At 56.6% G+C, this 17,543-nt stretch carries 17 protein-coding genes; 11 read left to right on the plus strand and 6 right to left on the minus strand.

All coding sequences use genetic code 11. The annotated features are described in order from the left end of the window. Positions 1-50: 50 nt before the first annotated feature. The 3 genes from G7G_RS22960 to G7G_RS0111260 are packed head-to-tail and all read right to left on the minus strand — an operon-like array spanning position 51 to position 2,451. Entirely contained in the window at positions 51-1,133 is a 1,083-nt protein-coding gene (locus G7G_RS22960) for a helix-turn-helix domain-containing protein (protein ID WP_010441509.1), read from the minus strand. Between the two features lie 59 nt (positions 1,134-1,192). Continuing rightward, complete coding sequence (locus G7G_RS0111255; RefSeq protein ID WP_010441511.1) at positions 1,193-1,930, minus strand: hypothetical protein; 738 nt, start codon at positions 1,928-1,930, stop codon at positions 1,193-1,195. Further along, a complete protein-coding gene (locus tag G7G_RS0111260; protein ID WP_010441513.1) occupies positions 1,927-2,451 on the minus strand; it encodes an RNA polymerase sigma factor in 525 nt (174 codons plus the stop codon). Before G7G_RS0111260 ends, G7G_RS0111255 begins: the two co-directional genes overlap by 4 nt. A gap of 98 nt (positions 2,452-2,549) precedes the next feature. Here G7G_RS0111260 and G7G_RS0111265 point away from each other — a divergent pair, with 98 nt between their 5' ends. After that, complete coding sequence (locus tag G7G_RS0111265; protein WP_010441515.1) at positions 2,550-3,131, plus strand: YceI family protein; 582 nt, start codon at positions 2,550-2,552, stop codon at positions 3,129-3,131. A gap of 37 nt (positions 3,132-3,168) precedes the next feature. Here G7G_RS0111265 and G7G_RS0111270 read toward each other — a convergent pair whose 3' ends face one another. The 3 genes from G7G_RS0111270 to G7G_RS0111280 all read right to left on the minus strand — a co-directional run bounded on the left by G7G_RS0111270 (position 3,169) and on the right by G7G_RS0111280 (position 6,104). Beyond that, entirely contained in the window at positions 3,169-4,191 is a 1,023-nt protein-coding gene (locus tag G7G_RS0111270) for a trans-3-hydroxy-L-proline dehydratase (RefSeq protein WP_010441517.1), read from the minus strand. Positions 4,192-4,254: 63 nt separating this feature from the next. Next, the gene (locus tag G7G_RS0111275) at positions 4,255-5,313 is read right to left on the minus strand and encodes an ABC transporter ATP-binding protein (RefSeq protein ID WP_010441518.1); all 1,059 of its coding nucleotides are present in this window, start codon (positions 5,311-5,313) and stop codon (positions 4,255-4,257) included. Further along, positions 5,310-6,104 (minus strand): IclR family transcriptional regulator, encoded by a 795-nt coding sequence (locus G7G_RS0111280; protein WP_010441519.1) that lies wholly within the window; start codon positions 6,102-6,104, stop codon positions 5,310-5,312. The genes G7G_RS0111275 and G7G_RS0111280 overlap by 4 nt, the downstream gene beginning before the upstream one ends. A 140-nt stretch (positions 6,105-6,244) precedes the next feature. Between G7G_RS0111280 and G7G_RS0111285 the strand changes: the two genes are divergently transcribed. The 10 genes from G7G_RS0111285 to G7G_RS0111330 all read left to right on the plus strand — a co-directional run bounded on the left by G7G_RS0111285 (position 6,245) and on the right by G7G_RS0111330 (position 17,539). Further along, positions 6,245-7,504 carry an ABC transporter substrate-binding protein gene (locus G7G_RS0111285; protein ID WP_010441520.1) on the plus strand — a complete coding sequence of 420 codons (1,260 nt, stop codon included), beginning with the start codon at positions 6,245-6,247 and terminating at the stop codon, positions 7,502-7,504. A 93-nt stretch (positions 7,505-7,597) separates the two neighbouring features. After that, complete coding sequence (locus G7G_RS0111290) at positions 7,598-8,524, plus strand: carbohydrate ABC transporter permease (RefSeq protein ID WP_010441521.1); 927 nt, start codon at positions 7,598-7,600, stop codon at positions 8,522-8,524. Between the two features lies 1 nt (position 8,525). Further along, positions 8,526-9,374: a carbohydrate ABC transporter permease gene (locus tag G7G_RS0111295; protein WP_010441522.1), complete on the plus strand. Its 849-nt coding sequence runs from the start codon at positions 8,526-8,528 to the stop codon at positions 9,372-9,374. 22 nt (positions 9,375-9,396) lie between these two features. Beyond that, on the plus strand, positions 9,397-10,737 hold the full coding sequence (gene melA / locus G7G_RS0111300) for an alpha-glucosidase/alpha-galactosidase (RefSeq protein ID WP_010441523.1): 1,341 nt from the start codon (positions 9,397-9,399) through the stop codon (positions 10,735-10,737). Between the two features lie 58 nt (positions 10,738-10,795). Then, complete coding sequence (locus tag G7G_RS0111305) at positions 10,796-12,505, plus strand: IlvD/Edd family dehydratase (RefSeq protein ID WP_029621941.1); 1,710 nt, start codon at positions 10,796-10,798, stop codon at positions 12,503-12,505. Then, positions 12,505-13,272 carry an SDR family NAD(P)-dependent oxidoreductase gene (locus tag G7G_RS0111310; protein WP_010441525.1) on the plus strand — a complete coding sequence of 256 codons (768 nt, stop codon included), beginning with the start codon at positions 12,505-12,507 and terminating at the stop codon, positions 13,270-13,272. The genes G7G_RS0111305 and G7G_RS0111310 overlap by 1 nt, the downstream gene beginning before the upstream one ends. A gap of 4 nt (positions 13,273-13,276) precedes the next feature. Beyond that, complete coding sequence (locus tag G7G_RS0111315) at positions 13,277-14,170, plus strand: 2-dehydro-3-deoxygalactonokinase (protein ID WP_010441526.1); 894 nt, start codon at positions 13,277-13,279, stop codon at positions 14,168-14,170. Further along, positions 14,167-14,772, plus strand: a complete 606-nt coding sequence (locus G7G_RS0111320) for a 2-dehydro-3-deoxy-6-phosphogalactonate aldolase (RefSeq protein WP_010441527.1) — start codon at positions 14,167-14,169, stop codon at positions 14,770-14,772. The genes G7G_RS0111315 and G7G_RS0111320 overlap by 4 nt, the downstream gene beginning before the upstream one ends. Next, positions 14,769-15,629, plus strand: coding sequence for an SMP-30/gluconolactonase/LRE family protein (locus G7G_RS0111325; RefSeq protein ID WP_010441528.1), 861 nt, complete (start codon positions 14,769-14,771; stop codon positions 15,627-15,629). The genes G7G_RS0111320 and G7G_RS0111325 overlap by 4 nt, the downstream gene beginning before the upstream one ends. Then, on the plus strand, positions 15,626-17,539 hold the full coding sequence (locus tag G7G_RS0111330; protein ID WP_010441530.1) for a beta-galactosidase: 1,914 nt from the start codon (positions 15,626-15,628) through the stop codon (positions 17,537-17,539). The genes G7G_RS0111325 and G7G_RS0111330 overlap by 4 nt, the downstream gene beginning before the upstream one ends. Positions 17,540-17,543 lie beyond the last annotated feature (4 nt).

Genomic DNA, 17,543 nt, shown 5'->3' on the forward strand with positions numbered 1-17,543 from the left:
AACAGCAAGACTCGTCCAAATGCAAGCAAACGGGGAATTCGAAAGATCGGTTATAATGCCGCTGTCCAGACTCGATAACGGCCCTGCCCTGTCACCTCGCGGATCAATCCTCTGTCGCTGAATTTGTCCAGATTTCGCTGTATGGCCGCGCGCGAGGCTTGGGTCAGCTCTTCGGCCAATGGTGCCGACACCATCGGCCAAGCTGTCAGCGCGTCGATCAACACTGGTGGAGTTCGCCCACTCAGATCTGATACAGCCTCGCGGGCACGTCCTTCCCAAGCGCTGATCCGGTCCAGATGCAGCAGAGCTGCAAGCGAGGCCTGACCTGCCCCACCTATCCAGGCGGATAGTTTTTCATCCAGTGAGCCTGCACCGCGCAACGCACCCGGTCCCGACAAGGAAAGCGGCATGAACAATGCTCCACCTCGCCCCATCGATGCCGCATGGCGGGCTGCAATAACGGCAGCTTCGGTATCCTGTCCAATGCCCGGAGAGAGCGCGCGCCACGCGTGGAACCCGATTGCAGCCTGGGTCACCGGGTGCAACGCAGCCACATTTCGCATCACTTCGGCCAGATCTATCACGGTCTCTGGGGCGTCCTCGATGCCCTGGGCCTGACGATCCAGAAAAGCGGTCAGCCCAGGGTCCCATCCGCCCTCTGATGGCCCAGCGCCCGAGGATAGTCGCCGCACCGCCCAGCCTGCCCGGTACAACGCCTGAACGTCATCACCCGTCGCACCGATCCGCAATCCGATCCATAGCGCTAGACGATCGACGCTGATCCGGTCTCCGGTCCACCAGCCCAAATCCGACACTTCCATTAAGGCCAGACGGTGACCCCATCCTTTCGGCCCTGCGCGCAAACGTTCATCCAGCGCTCCGAAAGTCACGGCCAGATCAGCAAGTTCAGCGGACAGTTCAGATTGAGCCGCGCGCCAATCCCTTGGATCAAAAAGGAGGCTTTGATCAGGCCTTGGGACAGACGGAAGAAATTCTTCAGGATCTTCTTTATCCGCTGGAGGGAGAAACCATAGATCCTCTTCATCCGGTGGATCGGTGTCATAGATGCTGCGCGGCCCTGCGTCCAAGGCCTCATCATCTTCTGGGTCCGGTTCTTGAGGGATAGGCTTCATATCTGGCATTCTTCGAGCATTTGCCGCAGTTCACAAGGGGTTTCCCGAAATCCCGATAGTCAACCCGCAAAGGCCGCAGTCAGAGCATGCAGCTCTCCACTCAGATCTGTCTCGCGATCGCCACCCAACAGCATATAACCATACCCATCTTTTGCCCATGTCGCGGTTGATAGGCCGCTTAGCACTGCAAGATTGACTGCCTTCGATGGGGCATTTGGACCTTGCCGGATCACGCAGAACGCAAATGGATTTCCTTGTGCATCAGCAAAGACAACCTGAACCAATGGCTTACCTTTGAATGATAAAACCTGTGTGCGCTTCAGGTCGAGGCCGGGAAGATTTTCCAACACCTCCCGATTTAAGGGTCGGCCGAGCTGAGCCTCAGCCTGAGCAAATTGCGCGTCCAGTTTTTGCGGAGAGTTATCCAGATCAGCAATCGTTTCGGCTGAATAGAGTGATTGATAAATTGCGGCTTGCTCTGCCCAGCCCAAAGCCTTCGGACGCGTCACCCAGAAGGTTGCGGATACTGCGATAACGGCAACCGAGGCCGCAACCGCCAGCAATCGAAGAGGTCCTGATTTGTATTGCTGCGGAGTGGGCGCAGGCAGATCAATTTCAGGAACCTCAGCCGGGACGTCATCAAAAACCTGCTGCACAACAGGGGCAAACGGATCCAACGCCATCAAGCGGGCTTCAAGACCCGTATCCTCTGCCACGGCCGCTTCGATGGCGTGGACTTCGGCCTCATCAAGGCTGCCCTCCAGATAGGCCAGAAGTGTTTCGTCGGAAAACTTCATTTGCCACTCCGTTGCACCGCGTCGCCCGCTTCGTGCTGCATTACGGTTTTCAGTTTCTGCCGGGCGTTGGACAACCGGCTCATGATCGTGCCGATGGGAACATCCAGCATGGCCGCAGCTTCGCGGTAACTGTACCCTTCTACAAATACAAGCATCACCGTTTCGCGCTGCGCCTCTGGCAGTTGCATCACTTGAGTAAACACCTGAGCGGCGAAAATATTCGTTTCTGAGTCGGGTCCGTGTGCAACCAATTCCGCCTCAGGTGTAACCGACAATGCTTGCGCCTTGCGCACAGACCGTGCCCGTATCTCGTTCAACCAGATCGAGCGGCAGATCGTCATCAGCCAGCTGTCCAACCGATCATATGAAGTTACCTGATGGTGCTTTTCTAACGCCCGCAAGGCTGTTGCCTGCAGCAGATCGTCCGCAACATCCGACGCCCCCGACAGAGCCAATCCAAACCGCCAAACCCGTTTCGAATGGGTCTGGATCGCGCCGCGCACGGCTTGTTCGGTGCTCATCTCAACACTCATCGAATAAATCGCGACCTGTGTGTGTTTGCTTTGTCATGGGACCGGGCCCGCTTGGTCTGAACTGTCATAGACTCTGGAGGAATGAAATGAAACTTCTGTTCAAAACAATCACGATTGCGTCGGCTTTTGTTGCAGGTCCCGCGCTGGCCGCTGATTGGACACTAAATCCCAGCGCCTCTCATCTGGCCTATGGCACGGTTAAGATCGACGATGTGGGCGAGGTCAATTCCTTCACCAATTTATCGGGCCATGTCAGCGAGGATGGCAAAGTTGAGATTGATATCGACCTGTCCTCGGTCGAAACGAATATCGATATCCGCAACGAGCGGATGATCGAACATGTGTTCCGCAAGGTAGCAACAGCCACGCTGACCGCAGAGATTGATTTGGATGAGGTGTCCAAGTTGGATGTGGGGTCCAGCAACACGGTTGAAGTGGATGCCAAACTGGCTCTGGCCGGGACCGAGGTTGAGTTCTACACCGATATGTTCATTTTGCGCGTGGCTGAAGACACTGTCATGGTGTCGACAAACGATATGGTCTTCATTAGCACCGAGGATGCGGGCGTCTCAGCGGGTGTCGACAAGCTAATGGAGCTGGCGCAACTTCCTAGCATCACCCGTACCGTCCCAGTGACTGCAAGACTGATGTTCAATCTCGATAGCTGAAGATCAACCAAAGTACGGGGTCAATTTTGGCCCCGACTTATGCACCCCAAGTATCACTCAAGCGGTAGCCACCGGGCCAAGGGTCTTCCGGGTCCAGCATGTGCTGGTGTGTGCCCGTAATCCAACCCCGCCCCGAGATTTCCGGTGTGATCGCCATGCGCCCATTCAGATCGAGCTGATCCACGATGCGGCAGCGAAACTCACTGTCGATAACCGAACGCGCATGATAGCGGTCATTCATCGACATTTGACCTTTGGCCAGCAAAACAGCCATTCGGGCCGATGCACCGGTGCCGCAGGGTGAACGATCCAGCTTGCCGGGCTTGATGGCGACGGTATTGCGACCGGTGAGGATATCGCCCTGTCGATTCAGCGGGCCTGCGATTTGGCAGAATGAAATGTGATTCCAGTCTTTGGTGGGGTGATTGAAGCCAAGCTGCTCATTGGCCGCATCGGTGATACGCGCGCCGGTTCTGGCAAGATCAGCGCCTTCATCAGGCGTCAGGTCAAAACCCAGATCAGCTGCATCGACAATTACAAAACTGTCGCCACCAAACGCGGTATCTACGCGCAGCGTCCCGATGCCCTCAACCTCGATCCGGGCATCCAGCTTGTCGACGAAACTTGGCACGTTCTGCACATAGATGCGTTCGGCCTTGCCATTGCGGCATTCGGCGCGGACGCGGACCAGCCCTCCGGGAGCTTCTAACGTCAAACGAGTTTCTGGTTCATGCATTGGAAGGATGCCGCTATCCAGCAAAACCGTAGAAACGCAGATGGAATTCGAACCGGACATCGGCGGCGTGTCTTCCGGCTCCATGATGATGAAAGCGGCAGCGGCCTCGGGGTTTTTTGGTGGAACCAGCAGGTTCACATGGCGAAAGACACCGCCGCGGGGTTCATTCAGCATGAAATCCCTTAGGGTCTGATCTTCAGCGATATGGGTTCTCTGATCCCAAACCGTTTCCCCGGGAGGCGGGGTAACACCTCCAACGATTACATCGCCCACCTCGCCTTCGGCATGGGCTGAGATCACATGGATGGTTTTGGAACTGCGCATATGGCCTCCTGAAAGCCGCTGATTAATGCGCAGTGATGCAAAACAGCTCCGGTCTGGCAAGCCCTAACGCAGCCGCTGACCCGACTCGGGATAGAACAGCATCGCGCGTTCGGGCCGGATCGAAAGCCCGATACGGTCACCGGTCGTACTGCGTTGGTCGTCCCGCTCTTCCACAATCAGCTTATCGCCATTGGGCGTCAGCAGATAAGAATAGGATACACCACCCAGCGCTTCGGTCAGATCAACAGTGCAGGTGTCACCGTTTCGATCCACCTGAATATGCTCGGGGCGAATGCCCAGTGTAACTTTAGTAACTCCACTCGGCACACTTTCAGTAACCGGGATTGCATCAGTCAGCGCGGGGTGCCGCACCATGCCATCCACGACATCGCACTCAAGGAAGTTCATGGCCGGAGAGCCGATGAAACCCGCCACGAATCTGTTATCGGGGTCACGATACAGATCCATAGGGGCACCCACCTGCTCGATCCGTCCGTCGCGCAACACAACGATCTTATCGGCCATGGTCATCGCCTCGACCTGATCATGCGTAACATAAATCATCGTTGCGCCGATTTCCTGATGCAGGCGCGCAATCTCGACCCGCATTTCCACGCGTAGCTCTGCGTCAAGGTTCGAAAGCGGCTCGTCGAACAGGAACACCTCTGGGCCGCGCACAATGGCGCGCCCAATCGCAACCCGCTGACGCTGACCGCCGGACAACGCTTTGGGTTTGCGCTTCAGATACTGGTCGAGTTTCAAAATGTTCGACGCTTCCTGAACCTTCTGGTCAATCTCAGCCTTGGCGACCCCGTTCATCCGCAGGCCAAAGCCCATGTTCTCGGCCACCGTCATATGCGGATAGAGCGCATAAGTCTGGAACACCATCGCCACCCCGCGCTTGGCCGGGTCGACATGCGTGACTTCACGTGCTCCGATATGGATTTCACCATCCGAGGTTTCTTCCAGCCCTGCGATCATCCGCAACAGCGTAGACTTGCCGCAGCCCGACGGCCCAACGAACACGCAGAACTCACCATCTTCAATCTGGAGATCAATTCCATGAATGACCTGAGTCTGGCCATACCGTTTGATCGCGCCTTTCAGGGTTACGCCTGTCATGTTGCTTGCATCCTATTCTGTTGGCCCTCGGGGAACCGCCACGCCTGTGCTTCTGTGCCGATCTGTTCAGCGACACGCCGGACGCGCGGCACCCAAGATTGTAATTGTTCAAAATCCATCCTTCCGGTCGATCCCGTCACCGATAGAGCCCCCAACATGCGGCCCCCGGTGGTCAGAATCGGGCAGGCAATACAGATGATGCCGGGCTCATGCTCTTCGTCATCAACTGCGTAACCCCGGCTACGAATCAACTCGAGATCGGCTCGCAATGCCTTTTCCGAGGCCAGGGTTTTGTCGGTGAACCGGTGAAAGCTTTGTTGCGAGATCGTCTTCTCCAACAGTGCCTCGTCCAGATAAGCCATCATCGCCTTACCGACGCCGGTACAATAAGCCGGGCCGACCTTGCCAGCCTCGGAATACATCTCGATCGGTCGCTGCGCGTTGCGTTTATCCACATAAAGCACCTGCCCGGAATCAAGCTGCGCCAGGTGCACCGTTTCCCCTGTCTCGGCGCTGAGGGCGTCCAAGAAAGGCCGCGCAATGGGCGCAAGCGAGCTTTGGGTCCATGCCGAATGAGCCAACCGCACCAGCCGCATCCCCGGAGAATATGTTTGCCGTTCCGGTTCGTAATGCAGCATGCCCTGATTGGTCAGCGATTGCAGAAAGCGATACAGCGTCGCCTTGGGGAATTTGCTGCTTTCCAGCAATTCCCCAAACCGCACAGGGCGCCCGAAGGCCGCGACCTGTTCCAACACATCACATGCTTTTCCTATTGTTCCGTCACCTGCCACGGGTGCCTGTTCTCCTTCACTTTCCCCCGGCTATGGGCACGAGGGTCTTGACAAGACTAGCCGAGTCGATGTGTAGTTTTCAATATATAAAACAAGGTTTCAATATTTGGAACCAATATGGAAGCTTAAGGGAGGAAACTATGCATTCCATGTTCAAGCGCACAGCAGCTGCTTTGGCTGCCAGTGTGGCACTTGCTGCGCCTGCCGCAGCTGAGCTAACCGGCGAGCTGCGAATCTTCCTCGATACATCCAACCCGGCGCCGCGCGCGACGATGGAAGCGATGATCGAGCGATTCGCGGCTGAACATCCCGGTCTGGAAATCGAGACCACCGTGATCGACCGTGAGGCTTACAAGACCCAGATCCGCAACTTCCTGACGGCAGACACGCCTGACGTTGCCACGTGGTACGCTGCCAACCGGATGAAGCCATATGTCGAGGCGGGCCTGTTCGAGGACGTCTCAGATCTGTGGGCCGAGCCTGAAATCGCCGACAATCTGGCATCGACCAAAGGCGCGATGACCATTGATGGAAAGCAATGGGGTGTCCCGTACACATACTATCAATGGGGGGTTTACTATCGCAAAGACATCTTTGATGAGCTTGGCTTGACCGAGCCAACCACTTGGGAAGAAGAGCTGGCCAATTGCCAGAAGATAGTTGATTCAGGCCGCGCCTGCTACACCATCGGCACCAAGTTCTTGTGGACCGCTGGTGGCTGGTTTGACTACTTGAATATGCGCACCAACGGGTTCGATTTCCACAACCAGCTCGCAAATGGTGAAATCAGCTGGGAAGACGACCGGGTCAAGCAGACCTTCGCCAACTGGAAACAACTGATCGACATGGGCGCGTTCATCGACAATCACCAGACTTATAGCTGGCAGGAAGCCCTGCCCTTCATGGTCAACGGCGAGGCGGCGGCCTATCTGATGGGCAACTTCGCCGTGGCACCCCTGCGCGAGGCAGGTCTGAGCGATGATCAGTTGGACTTCTACCAGTTTGTTGCCATCAACCCTGATGTTGAACTGGCAGAAGACGCGCCAACCGATACATTTCACATTCCGGCCAATGCCTCAAACAAAGAAGCCGCACGCGAGTTCCTGCGTTTTGCGGTTTCCGCGGACGAGCAGACCGAAATCAACAACGGTGCAAACCTCGGCCAATTGCCTGTGAACGCGCAATCTGCGGTAGATGACGACAAGTTCCTGCAGCAAGGTTTCACCATGCTGTCGTCCAACAGCCCTGGCGGTGTTGCCCAGTTCTGGGACCGTGACGCACCAGCAGAAATGGCCAAAGTCTCGATGGAAGGCTTCCAGGAATTCATGGTCAAGCCTGACAACGCGGACAAGATTCTAGCCAAGCTGGAACGCGCGCGTGAGCGCATCTACGACAACTAAGTGTAATTAGGGTCGAACTCAGTTCGGCCTTGAACCATTCAAAATCGTAGGGCGGGCTTCAGCCCGCCTTCACTCCCTAACCAGAGATGTTTCATGACCGCTGTAGTTGACACCCCAGAACAGGAAAGCTGGTTCCACAGAAACCAACAGCGCATTGCGCCCTGGCTGTTTCTGGCTCCGGGCCTGCTGTTCTTCATGGTCTATGTAATCATCCCGGTGTTTCAGTCCTTCAATCTGTCTCTTTACGAGTGGGATGGGCTGGGAGCCGCCGAATATGTAGGCATGCGCAACTACGAAGATCTGTATTGGGAATGGGTCGACCGGGACGCATTCTACATTTCGCTCAAGAACAACCTGATCTGGTTGGTCCTATATCTTGCTGCAATTCCCGCAGGCCTGTTCATCGCACTGTTCCTGAATCAGACGGTCTGGGGCATACGGCTCTATAAGTCTTTGTTCTTCTTTCCGTTCGTCATCTCTCAAGTTGTTGTTGGCCTTGTTTTCACATGGTTCTACGACCCGACATTCGGATTGTTGAACGAATTCCTAGGTTTATTCGGTATGGGCCCGCTGAATGTGCTGGGCGACGAACGGTTCGTTACCTATGGCATCATCTTCGCAGGGCTCTGGCCGCAAACCGCCTATTGCATGATCCTCTACCTCACAGGCCTGAACGCCGTTGACCCCGAGCAAATCGAGGCTGGACGGCTTGACGGTGCAAAAGGTGGGCGGATGCTGTGGCACATCATCCTGCCGCAACTGCGACCCGCGACGTTCATCGCTTTTGTCGTAACCATCATCGGTGCGTTGCGCAGCTTTGACTTGATCTCAATCATGACACAGGGGGGGCCTTTTGGGTCGTCCCGTGTGCTGGCCTATTACATGTTCGAAGTCGCCTTGTCCGAATATGGCTTCCGCATGGGATATGGAGCCGCCATCGCGGTAATCCTGTTCCTCATCATGCTCTGCTTCATCGCCTATTTCCTGTGGTCGATGTATCGCGAAGAAAAGGGGCACTGAGATGTTTCCCAAACCCATCGAAAAACAACCCCGCGCCGCTCAGATCAGCTATCAGGCTTTGCTGCCGATTGCCCTCTTGCTTTGGCTCGGGCCTCTGCTGGCAGTCGCGCTTTTCTCGGTCAAACCGGCAGCGGACTTCACAAACGCCAACTACTGGGGCATGCCGTCCAGCTTTGAAGGCGCGTTCAACTATGGGCAGGTCTTTTTCAATTCGGACATGCCGCGTTACCTGCTGAACTCATTCCTGATCACCGTGCCCACCGTGATCGGAGCCGTTGCGCTCAGCTGCATGACCGGATTTGCGCTTGGAATCTACAAGTTCAAATCGAACCTTTGGATCTTCTTCATGTTCGTGGCGGGCAACTTTGTGCCCTTCCAGATTTTGATGGTCCCGGTGCGCGATCTGACTTTGGAATTGGGCCTCTACAACACTAAAACCGGGCTCGTTCTGTTCCATATTGCCTTCCAGACCGGCTTCTGCACACTCTTTATGCGAAACTTCATCCGCGCCCTGCCTTTCGAGTTGATCGAGGCCGCACGGGTAGAAGGCATAAGCGAATGGCGGATCTTTTGGTATGTCGTTCTGCCCTTGATGAAGCCCGCAATTGCCGCGCTCAGCGTGCTGATCTTCACCTTCATCTGGAACGATTATTTCTGGGCGGTTGTCCTGACCCAAGGCGCCGAAAGTCAGCCCGTGACCGCCGGGATCACCAGCTTCAACGCGCAATTCCGCGCTGCCTATCAATTGATGAGTGCCGGTTCTATCGTGGCAGCCCTGCCACCTGTTGCCATGTTCTTCCTGATGCAGAAACACTTTATCGCGGGCTTGACCCTCGGTGCTGTAAAATAACGTCAAACCAGAGGTTTACCTCATGACCAAGATCACCTTTGTAGGTGCGGGTTCCACGATCTTCATGCAGAATATCGTGGGCGACGCCCTGCTCACCCCTGCCCTCGCCGACAGCCATTTTGCGTTGATGGATATTGATCCGGTGCGCTTGGCCGAGAGCGAGGCTGTGGCCAAGGCCATGATCCGATCAGTCGGCACGGGTGCGACCGTCTCGACCCACACAGATCGCCGCGCGGCGCTGGACGGCGCGGATTTCGTGATTACTGCCTTTCAGGTCGGCGGATACGAGCCGTGCACCGTGACTGATTTCGAGGTTCCAAAACAATACGGCCTGCGCCAAACTATCGCTGATACGCTGGGTGTAGGCGGTATCATGCGCGGCCTACGTACTGTGCCCGTTCTGTGGGGTGTCGCGCAGGATATGATGCAACTCTGCCCCAATGCTACGCTGCTGCAATACGTGAATCCGATGGCCATCAATACCTGGGCCCTGACCGAGCGCTTCCCTGCTCTGAAACATGTGGGACTGTGTCATTCCGTTCAGAACACAGTCGAGGAACTGGCGCATGATCTGGATCTGCCCAAGGCGGATATTCGCTACAAAGTTGCAGGCATTAACCACGTCGCCTTCTTTCTCAAACTCGAGCATAAGGGCCGTGATATCTATCCCGATCTGCGACAGGGCTATCACGCCGGGCACCTGCCAAAGCCTCCGCTGCTAATGTCTCGCTGTCCGAACAAAGTGCGGTACGAAGTGATGGATCATCTCGGGTACTTCTGCACCGAAAGCTCCGAGCATTTCGCAGAATATGTTCCGTGGTTCATCAAAGACGGGCGCGATGACCTGATCAAACAGTTCAGCATACCGCTGGACGAATACCCGACCCGCTGCGTCGAGCAGGTGGCCAATTGGAAGGACCAAGCCAAGACACTGACCGATGGTCGGGATATCGAAGTAACCCGAAGCCACGAATTTGCCGCCGACCTTATGAACGCCATCGTCACTAACACACCCTACACAGCCTATGGCAATCTGCCCAATACAGGCCAGATCCCGCAATTGCCTTTGGGCGCTGCGGTGGAAACACCTTGCCTTGTGGACAGCAACGGTGTGCAGCCATCTGTCGTCACCGACATCCCGCCCCAGCTGATCGCGCTGATGCGAACACAGATCAACGTGCAGGAACTGACAGTTCGGGCGCTGACAGAGCAGAACCCCGAACATATCTACCACGCCGCCATGATGGACCCGCATACCGCAGCTGAGTTAGACCTGCGCCAAATACGCAGCCTCGTCACCGATCTGCTTTCCGCCCATGGCGACTGGCTACCCGATTGGTGCCAATCAGCCCGCGCGGCCTGATCTTCATCTATTCGAAAAACAATCAACTCCATCGCAAGCCAGACAGACAGAGCCAAAAATGACTAAAAAACGCCGTTCTCAACATTGGTACGGAAAACTTGACAAGGACGGGTTCATTCATCGGTCGTGGATGAAGAACCAGGGCTTTCCGGACCATGCGTTCGACGGACGCCCCATCATTGGCATTTGTAATACATGGTCAGAACTGACGCCCTGTAACTCGGGCCTGCGTGACCTGGCCGAAGGTGTCAAACGGGGTGTGTGGGAGGCGGGCGGCTTCCCTGTCGAATTCCCGGTGATGTCGCTGGGTGAAACTCAGATGAAACCCACCGCCATGCTATTTCGCAATCTGCTGGCGATGGATGTTGAGGAATCCATCCGCGCCTATGGCATCGATGGCGTTGTGCTGCTGGGCGGATGCGACAAGACTACACCGGGTCAATTGATGGGTGCGGCCTCGGTCGATTTGCCGTCTATCGTGGTCAGCTCTGGCCCCATGCTCAACGGCAAGTATCGCGGTCAGGATATCGGGTCGGGCACTGACGTCTGGAAGTTTTCCGAGGCCGTTCGTGCCGGAGAAATGACTCTTCAGGACTTCATGAACGCCGAATCCGGCATGTCGCGCAGCGCAGGTGTGTGCATGACCATGGGCACCGCTAGTACCATGGCCTCGCTGGTTGAGGCGATGGGCATGTCTCTGCCTACCAACGCCGCCCTGCCCGCCGTCGACGCCCGCCGCATGGCACTGGCGCATCTGACCGGCAAACGAATTGTCGAGATGGTGGACGAAGACCTCAAGCCCTCGGACATTTTGACCAAGGAAGCCTTTGAAAACGCCATTCTCACCAATGCGGCCGTCGGAGGATCAACAAATGCGGTGGTTCACCTGTTGGCACTGGCAGGGCGGGTGGGCGTCGATCTGACGTTAAAAGACTTTGAAATCGGGTCAGAAATCCCACTGCTAGTCAACTGCATGCCCTCAGGCAAATACCTGATGGAGGATTTCTGTTATGCGGGCGGCGTGCCAGTGGTTCTGAGCGAACTCAAACCTTTCTTGCGCCCGGCAACGACCGTTCTGAACAAGGATATCTCGGAGCATTATGAAGGCGCTGAATGTTTCAACACAGACGTCATTCGCCCCTTCGACGATCCGGTAAAACCCGCCGCTGGCCTGCGGGTTCTGCGCGGAAATCTTGCGCCCAACGGGGCGATCGTGAAACCTTCGGCGGCCACAGACGCACTGTTGGAAACCGAGGCAGAAGCATATGTTTTCGAGAGCATCGAGGACCTGAAAGCAAATATCGACCGCGACGAACTGCCTGTCACACCCGAGACCATTCTGGTGCTCAAAGGCTGTGGCCCCAAGGGCTATCCGGGCATGCCGGAGGTTGGGAACATGCCTATCCCGGCGAAGCTGGTCAAAGAAGGCGTACGCGACATGATCCGCATCTCGGACGCGCGCATGTCGGGCACAGCCTTCGGCACGGTGATCCTGCATGTGAGCCCTGAGGCGCAGGCCGGTGGTACACTCGCCTTGGTCAAAACTGGTGACCGCATCCGAGTGTCCGCCAGCAAAGGCGAACTGGAACTGCTGGTTGACGAAAAGGAACTGGACGCCCGTCGCGCCCTGTGGCAACCGGACGATCCGCATTACACGCGCGGGTACGCGAAACTCTACATCGACCACGTGCTGCAAGCCGATCAGGGCGCCGACCTTGATTTCCTTGTGGGCAAAGACACGCGCCTTGTGACGAGAGAGAGCCACTGATGGATCAACCAGCTACATTTCAAGACCTGCGCGGTGCATCCGTATACATTACGGGCGGTGGATCGGGTGTTGGCGCGGCACTAACCGATGGCTTCATGGGCCAAGGTGCAAATGTTGCCTTCATAGGTCGGTCCGATGCGAGTGCTTTCGTCGAAGAGATGCGTGACAAGCATGGCCGCGCCCCTCTATTTCTGCAGGGTGACATGACCGATACCGAGCTGTTGCATGCCACCATGGCCAAAGCTGCCGAGGCCCACGGCCCGCTGAAAGTGCTGGTCAACAATGCAGCCAATGACAAGCGTCACTCGCTTGAGGAAACCACTCCCGATTTCTGGGACTGGATGATCGAGGTGAACCTCAAAGCTTATTACTTTGCCTGTCAGGAAGCCGCGCGGCAGATGAAAGACAACGGCGGGTCGATCATCAATTTCAGTTCAATCAGTTACATGATGGGGAACGCAGGCTATCCGATCTACACCAGCTCAAACGCGGCAATCACCGGTATGACTCGCTCTTTGGCGCGCGAGCTTGGGCCTCAGAAAATCCGGGTCAATGCACTGGCTCCGGGATGGGTTCTGACGCAGAAACAGCTGGACATGTGGGCAACGCCCGAAGATCTGGCCGCGCATTTGGATCGCCAATGCCTGAAAGAACATCTGACGCCCGAAGACATGATCGCACCAACCCTGTTTCTGGCCTCAAGCGCAAGCCACGCCATGACGGGTCAATGCATGGTTGTCGACGGCGGCGTTGTGGTAACGGGGTAACGCTATGAATGTTGAGTGGATCGCTGTTGACTGGGGTACATCTCATCTGCGCGCCTGGGCCATGCAGGGAGAAAGAGTGATCGCTCAGGCGGCTTCGCAGGATGGTATGTCGCGCACGGCTGGGGGAGATTTTCAGGCAGCCCTGTTGGCTCTGATCGAAGACTGGCTGCCTGGGAAGCCAGTAGACGTGATCGCCTGCGGAATGGTTGGTGCGCGGCAGGGCTGGGTCGAGGCGCCCTATTCCGCCGTGCCGTCCGAGCCAATCCCGGTCGTACCCTTCCGCGTTCCAAACACCGATCCGCGTATTCGGGCCTTCGTTGTTCCGGGACTAAAGCAGAACAGCCCCCCCGATGTGATGCGCGGGGAAGAGACGCAGATCTCAGGGTTCCTCAGCGCGCATCAGAATTGGGACGGTGTTATTTGCCTGCCCGGCACGCATACGAAATGGGCGCAGATCAGTGCTGGTGAAGTTGTCAGTTTCCGTACATTCATGACGGGCGAAATGTTTGACCTGCTGTGCGGGCAATCCGTTCTTCGGCATTCGATTGATGATGGATGGGACGAAGCAAGCTTCATTGACGCAGTCGCGGATATACTATCGAAACCTGAACAGCTTGCTGCGCGACTCTTTGGGTTGCGGGCGGCTGACTTGCTGCATGGTCAGAATAAGAACATCGCGCACGCCAGTCTTTCGGGCTTCCTGATAGGTGCAGAGCTTGCCGCATCGCGGCCCTATTGGCTGGGTCAGCAATTGGCAGTCATCGGATCAGAAAGTCTAACCAAGGCGTATGCCACCGCCCTACAGCAACAAGGCGCATTGGTCGAAACCGTTGACGCAACCGCGACAACACTTGCGGGGCTGGCACAGGCCCGCACACTCACGAGGCAAACCGCATGAGCCGTCCCATAATCGCCATCCTACGTGGGCTGACACCTGATGAGGCGGGGCCTGTCGGGAAAGCGTTGGTGCAAGCGGGTATTGACCGGATCGAAGTACCGCTGAATTCACCTGATCCTCTGGAAAGCATCCGTATCCTCGCCTCGGATATCGGTGATCGCGCACTTATTGGCGCAGGAACTGTGCTTACCCCTGATCAGGTTGATGCGGTAGCGGACGCTGGCGGCAAACTTATCGTCTCGCCGAATTGCGATGTAAAAGTGATCCAGCGTGCTGTTGCGCTTGAATTGCAAAGCTGGCCGGGCATTTTCACCCCGACCGAAGCTTTCGCCGCCCTACAAGCTGGGGCAACCGGGTTGAAATTGTTCCCCGGGTCTATGGCCGGCCCCTCAGGCTTGGCCGCAATGCGGGCCATACTACCACCTGGCACGCAGGTATATGCCGTCGGTGGCGCGGGCCCAGAGAATTTTGATCAATGGATCAAGGCCAGTGCCGATGGCTTCGGGATTGGCTCAGCGCTTTACAAGCCAGGCATGTCTGTTGCTGAAGTATCAGACCACGCCCGGCAGATCGTGGCAGCCTATGACGAGTCAACAAAATGAGCCACGTTTATGATGATCGCCCCTGCGAATTGGGTGAAGGACCATTGTGGCATCCGGAGCGAAAACAGCTTTTCTGGTTTGACATTCTTAGCAATCGCCTGATGTCCAGAGAAGGCAACCAAGCTCGGGTCTGGGAATTTGAAGAACATGTCTCCGCCGCTGGTTGGGTTGACAACGAAACCCTGCTGATCGCATCAGAGACAGGTCTGTGGCGATTTGAGCTGGGTAGCCACGCCAAGGATTTGATTGTTCCGATTGAGGCCGACAACCCGGTGACTCGATCTAATGACGGCCGCGCCGATCCTTGGGGTGGGTTCTGGATTGGCACCATGGGCAAGAATGCTGAAACGGGCGCCGGATCGATTTACCGGTATTGGAAAGGTGAGCTAAGGCCATTGGTTCGGGATGTGACGATTTCGAACGCGATCTGTTTCGCGCCTGACCGCGCCTGTGCCTATTACAGCGATACTTTGACCAAACAGGTCATGCGCTGGGAGCTGGATGCGGAGACTGGCTGGCCCATAGGCGAAGCCGCCGTGTTCCTCGACCTGCAAAGCGACGGCTTGAACCCGGATGGGGCTGTTGTCGACAGCACCGGCAATATCTGGATCGCTCAGTGGGGTGCAAGCCGGGTCGCGGCCTATACGCCAGCCGGTCAATTCTTGAAATCAGTCCATTTCAACGCCAAACACACGTCGTGCCCGAGTTTTGGTGGCAACGATCTGACAACGTTGTTTTGCACCTCCGCCCGACAAGGGCTTGAAGCCGACACACTGACAAAAACACCAACAAACGGCATGACCTTCGCCGCCGCAAATGCTGGCGAAGGTCAAGCGGAGCACAGAGTTATCATATGAAGCCAGAACTTGGCGTCTGCTATTACCCTGAACACTGGCCTGAAGAGAATTGGGCCAAAGACGCGGCACGCATGATCGAGACCGGCCTGACCTGGGTCAGGATCGGAGAATTTGCTTGGAGCCGGATGGAGCCCACTCCGGGCGATCTACAGTTTGGCTGGTTGGATCGCGCGATTGAAACCCTAGGCGCTGCGGGCTTGAAGATTGTGCTGGGCACACCAACGGCAACTCCGCCACGTTGGATGCTGGACAAGTATCCCGACATGCTGGCCATGGACGCCAATGACGATCCGCGCAAATTCGGCTCGCGCCGACACTATTGTTTTAGTCACGTAGGCTATATCGACGAATGCACGCGGATCGCGCAGATTATAGGTCAGCGTTATGGCCGTAACCCGCATATCGCGGCGTGGCAGATCGACAACGAATATGGCTGTCACGATACGACAATCAGCTACAGCGAGGCAGCTTTGGAAGCGTTTCGCCATTGGCTCGCGGATCGCTACAGCTCGATCGATGCACTGAACACAGCATGGGGCAATGTGTTCTGGTCGATGGAGTATAATAGCTTCGATCAGATCGAATTGCCGAACCAAACCGTGACCGAGCCCAACCCAGCGCATGTCCTGGCGTTTCGCAGGTTCAGTTCGGATCAGGTGGTGGCGTTCAACAAGGCTCAGGTCGACGCGCTGCGCCCGCTGACGGATGCACCATTGCTGCACAACTATATGGGCCGCGTGCTGGAATTCGATCATTTCGATGTCGGGGATGATCTCGATATCGCTACGTGGGACAGCTATCCGATTGGCTTCCTGTCGGATCGTCTGGAAGCGGATGAGGCGCACAAAACCGCGTTTCTGCAGCAGGGCGATCCCGACATGCAGGCCTTTCACCACGACCTCTACCGCGCTGTGGGTCATGGCCGCTGGTGGGTGATGGAGCAACAGCCGGGTCCGGTAAATTGGGCCCCATACAACCCAGCCCCTCTTCCCGGCATGGTGCGCCTGTGGTCGCTTGAGGCTGTCGCACACGGGGCCGAAGTTGTTAGCTATTTCCGCTGGCGACAAGCACCGTTCGGTCAGGAACAGATGCATGCCGGCCTGTTGGCCCCAAACGGCCACGACGCACCCGGATTGGCCGAGGCGCGCCAAACAGCCGTCGATCTGGCCGCACTGGGCGAGGTCCATCCGGCACGCGCGCCTGTAGCGATTGTGTTCGACTATGCGTCGGACTGGGCATGGGCCACGCAACCTCAGGGTGCCGGGTTCAACTATTTCAAGTTGGTGTTCTCAGCCTACCGCGCATTGCGACGCGCCGGATTGTCAGTGGACTTTCTTTCTCCGTCTATGGTCGGCGAAAAGCACTACAACCTGATCCTCGCACCGGGCGTAGCCGTGCTGGGCGATCTGGAACAGCGGCTGATACAGGGTTGTGATCTGGCCATTCTGGGTCCGCGTAGCGGAGCAATCACGGAAGACTTTCAAATCCCTCGCGAAGGGCCTCCCGGCCTCAACTATCTTGATACTCATGTTAACCTGATCGAAACGCTACCACCCAGCGTGGTCCGCACCGTCGACGGGGGTGGCAAGTCGGAACATTGGGTTGAACGTTTGTCGGGTGAAGCCAAGACTCTGCTAACATTCACCGATGGCACCCCTGCCCTGCACGGTGAAGCGGGGCTTTGGTATCTGGCCGGATTCCCGGATGAGGCGCTTTGGGATCGGGTGATTACGATGGCTGCTCAGGACACCAATCTTGTGCTCCACCCAATGCCACCGGGACTACGACGGCGCGAGACGCAGTCGCATGAGGTATTGATCAATTACAATGCGCATCCGGTTTCGTGGAACGGCCTTCAGATCGAAGGTTGTGATGTCCTGTTCAGGAAACACGGCTCATATCAACGTTAATATA

The sequence above is a fragment of the Ruegeria conchae genome (assembly GCF_000192475.1).
Taxonomy (GTDB): domain Bacteria; phylum Pseudomonadota; class Alphaproteobacteria; order Rhodobacterales; family Rhodobacteraceae; genus Ruegeria; species Ruegeria conchae.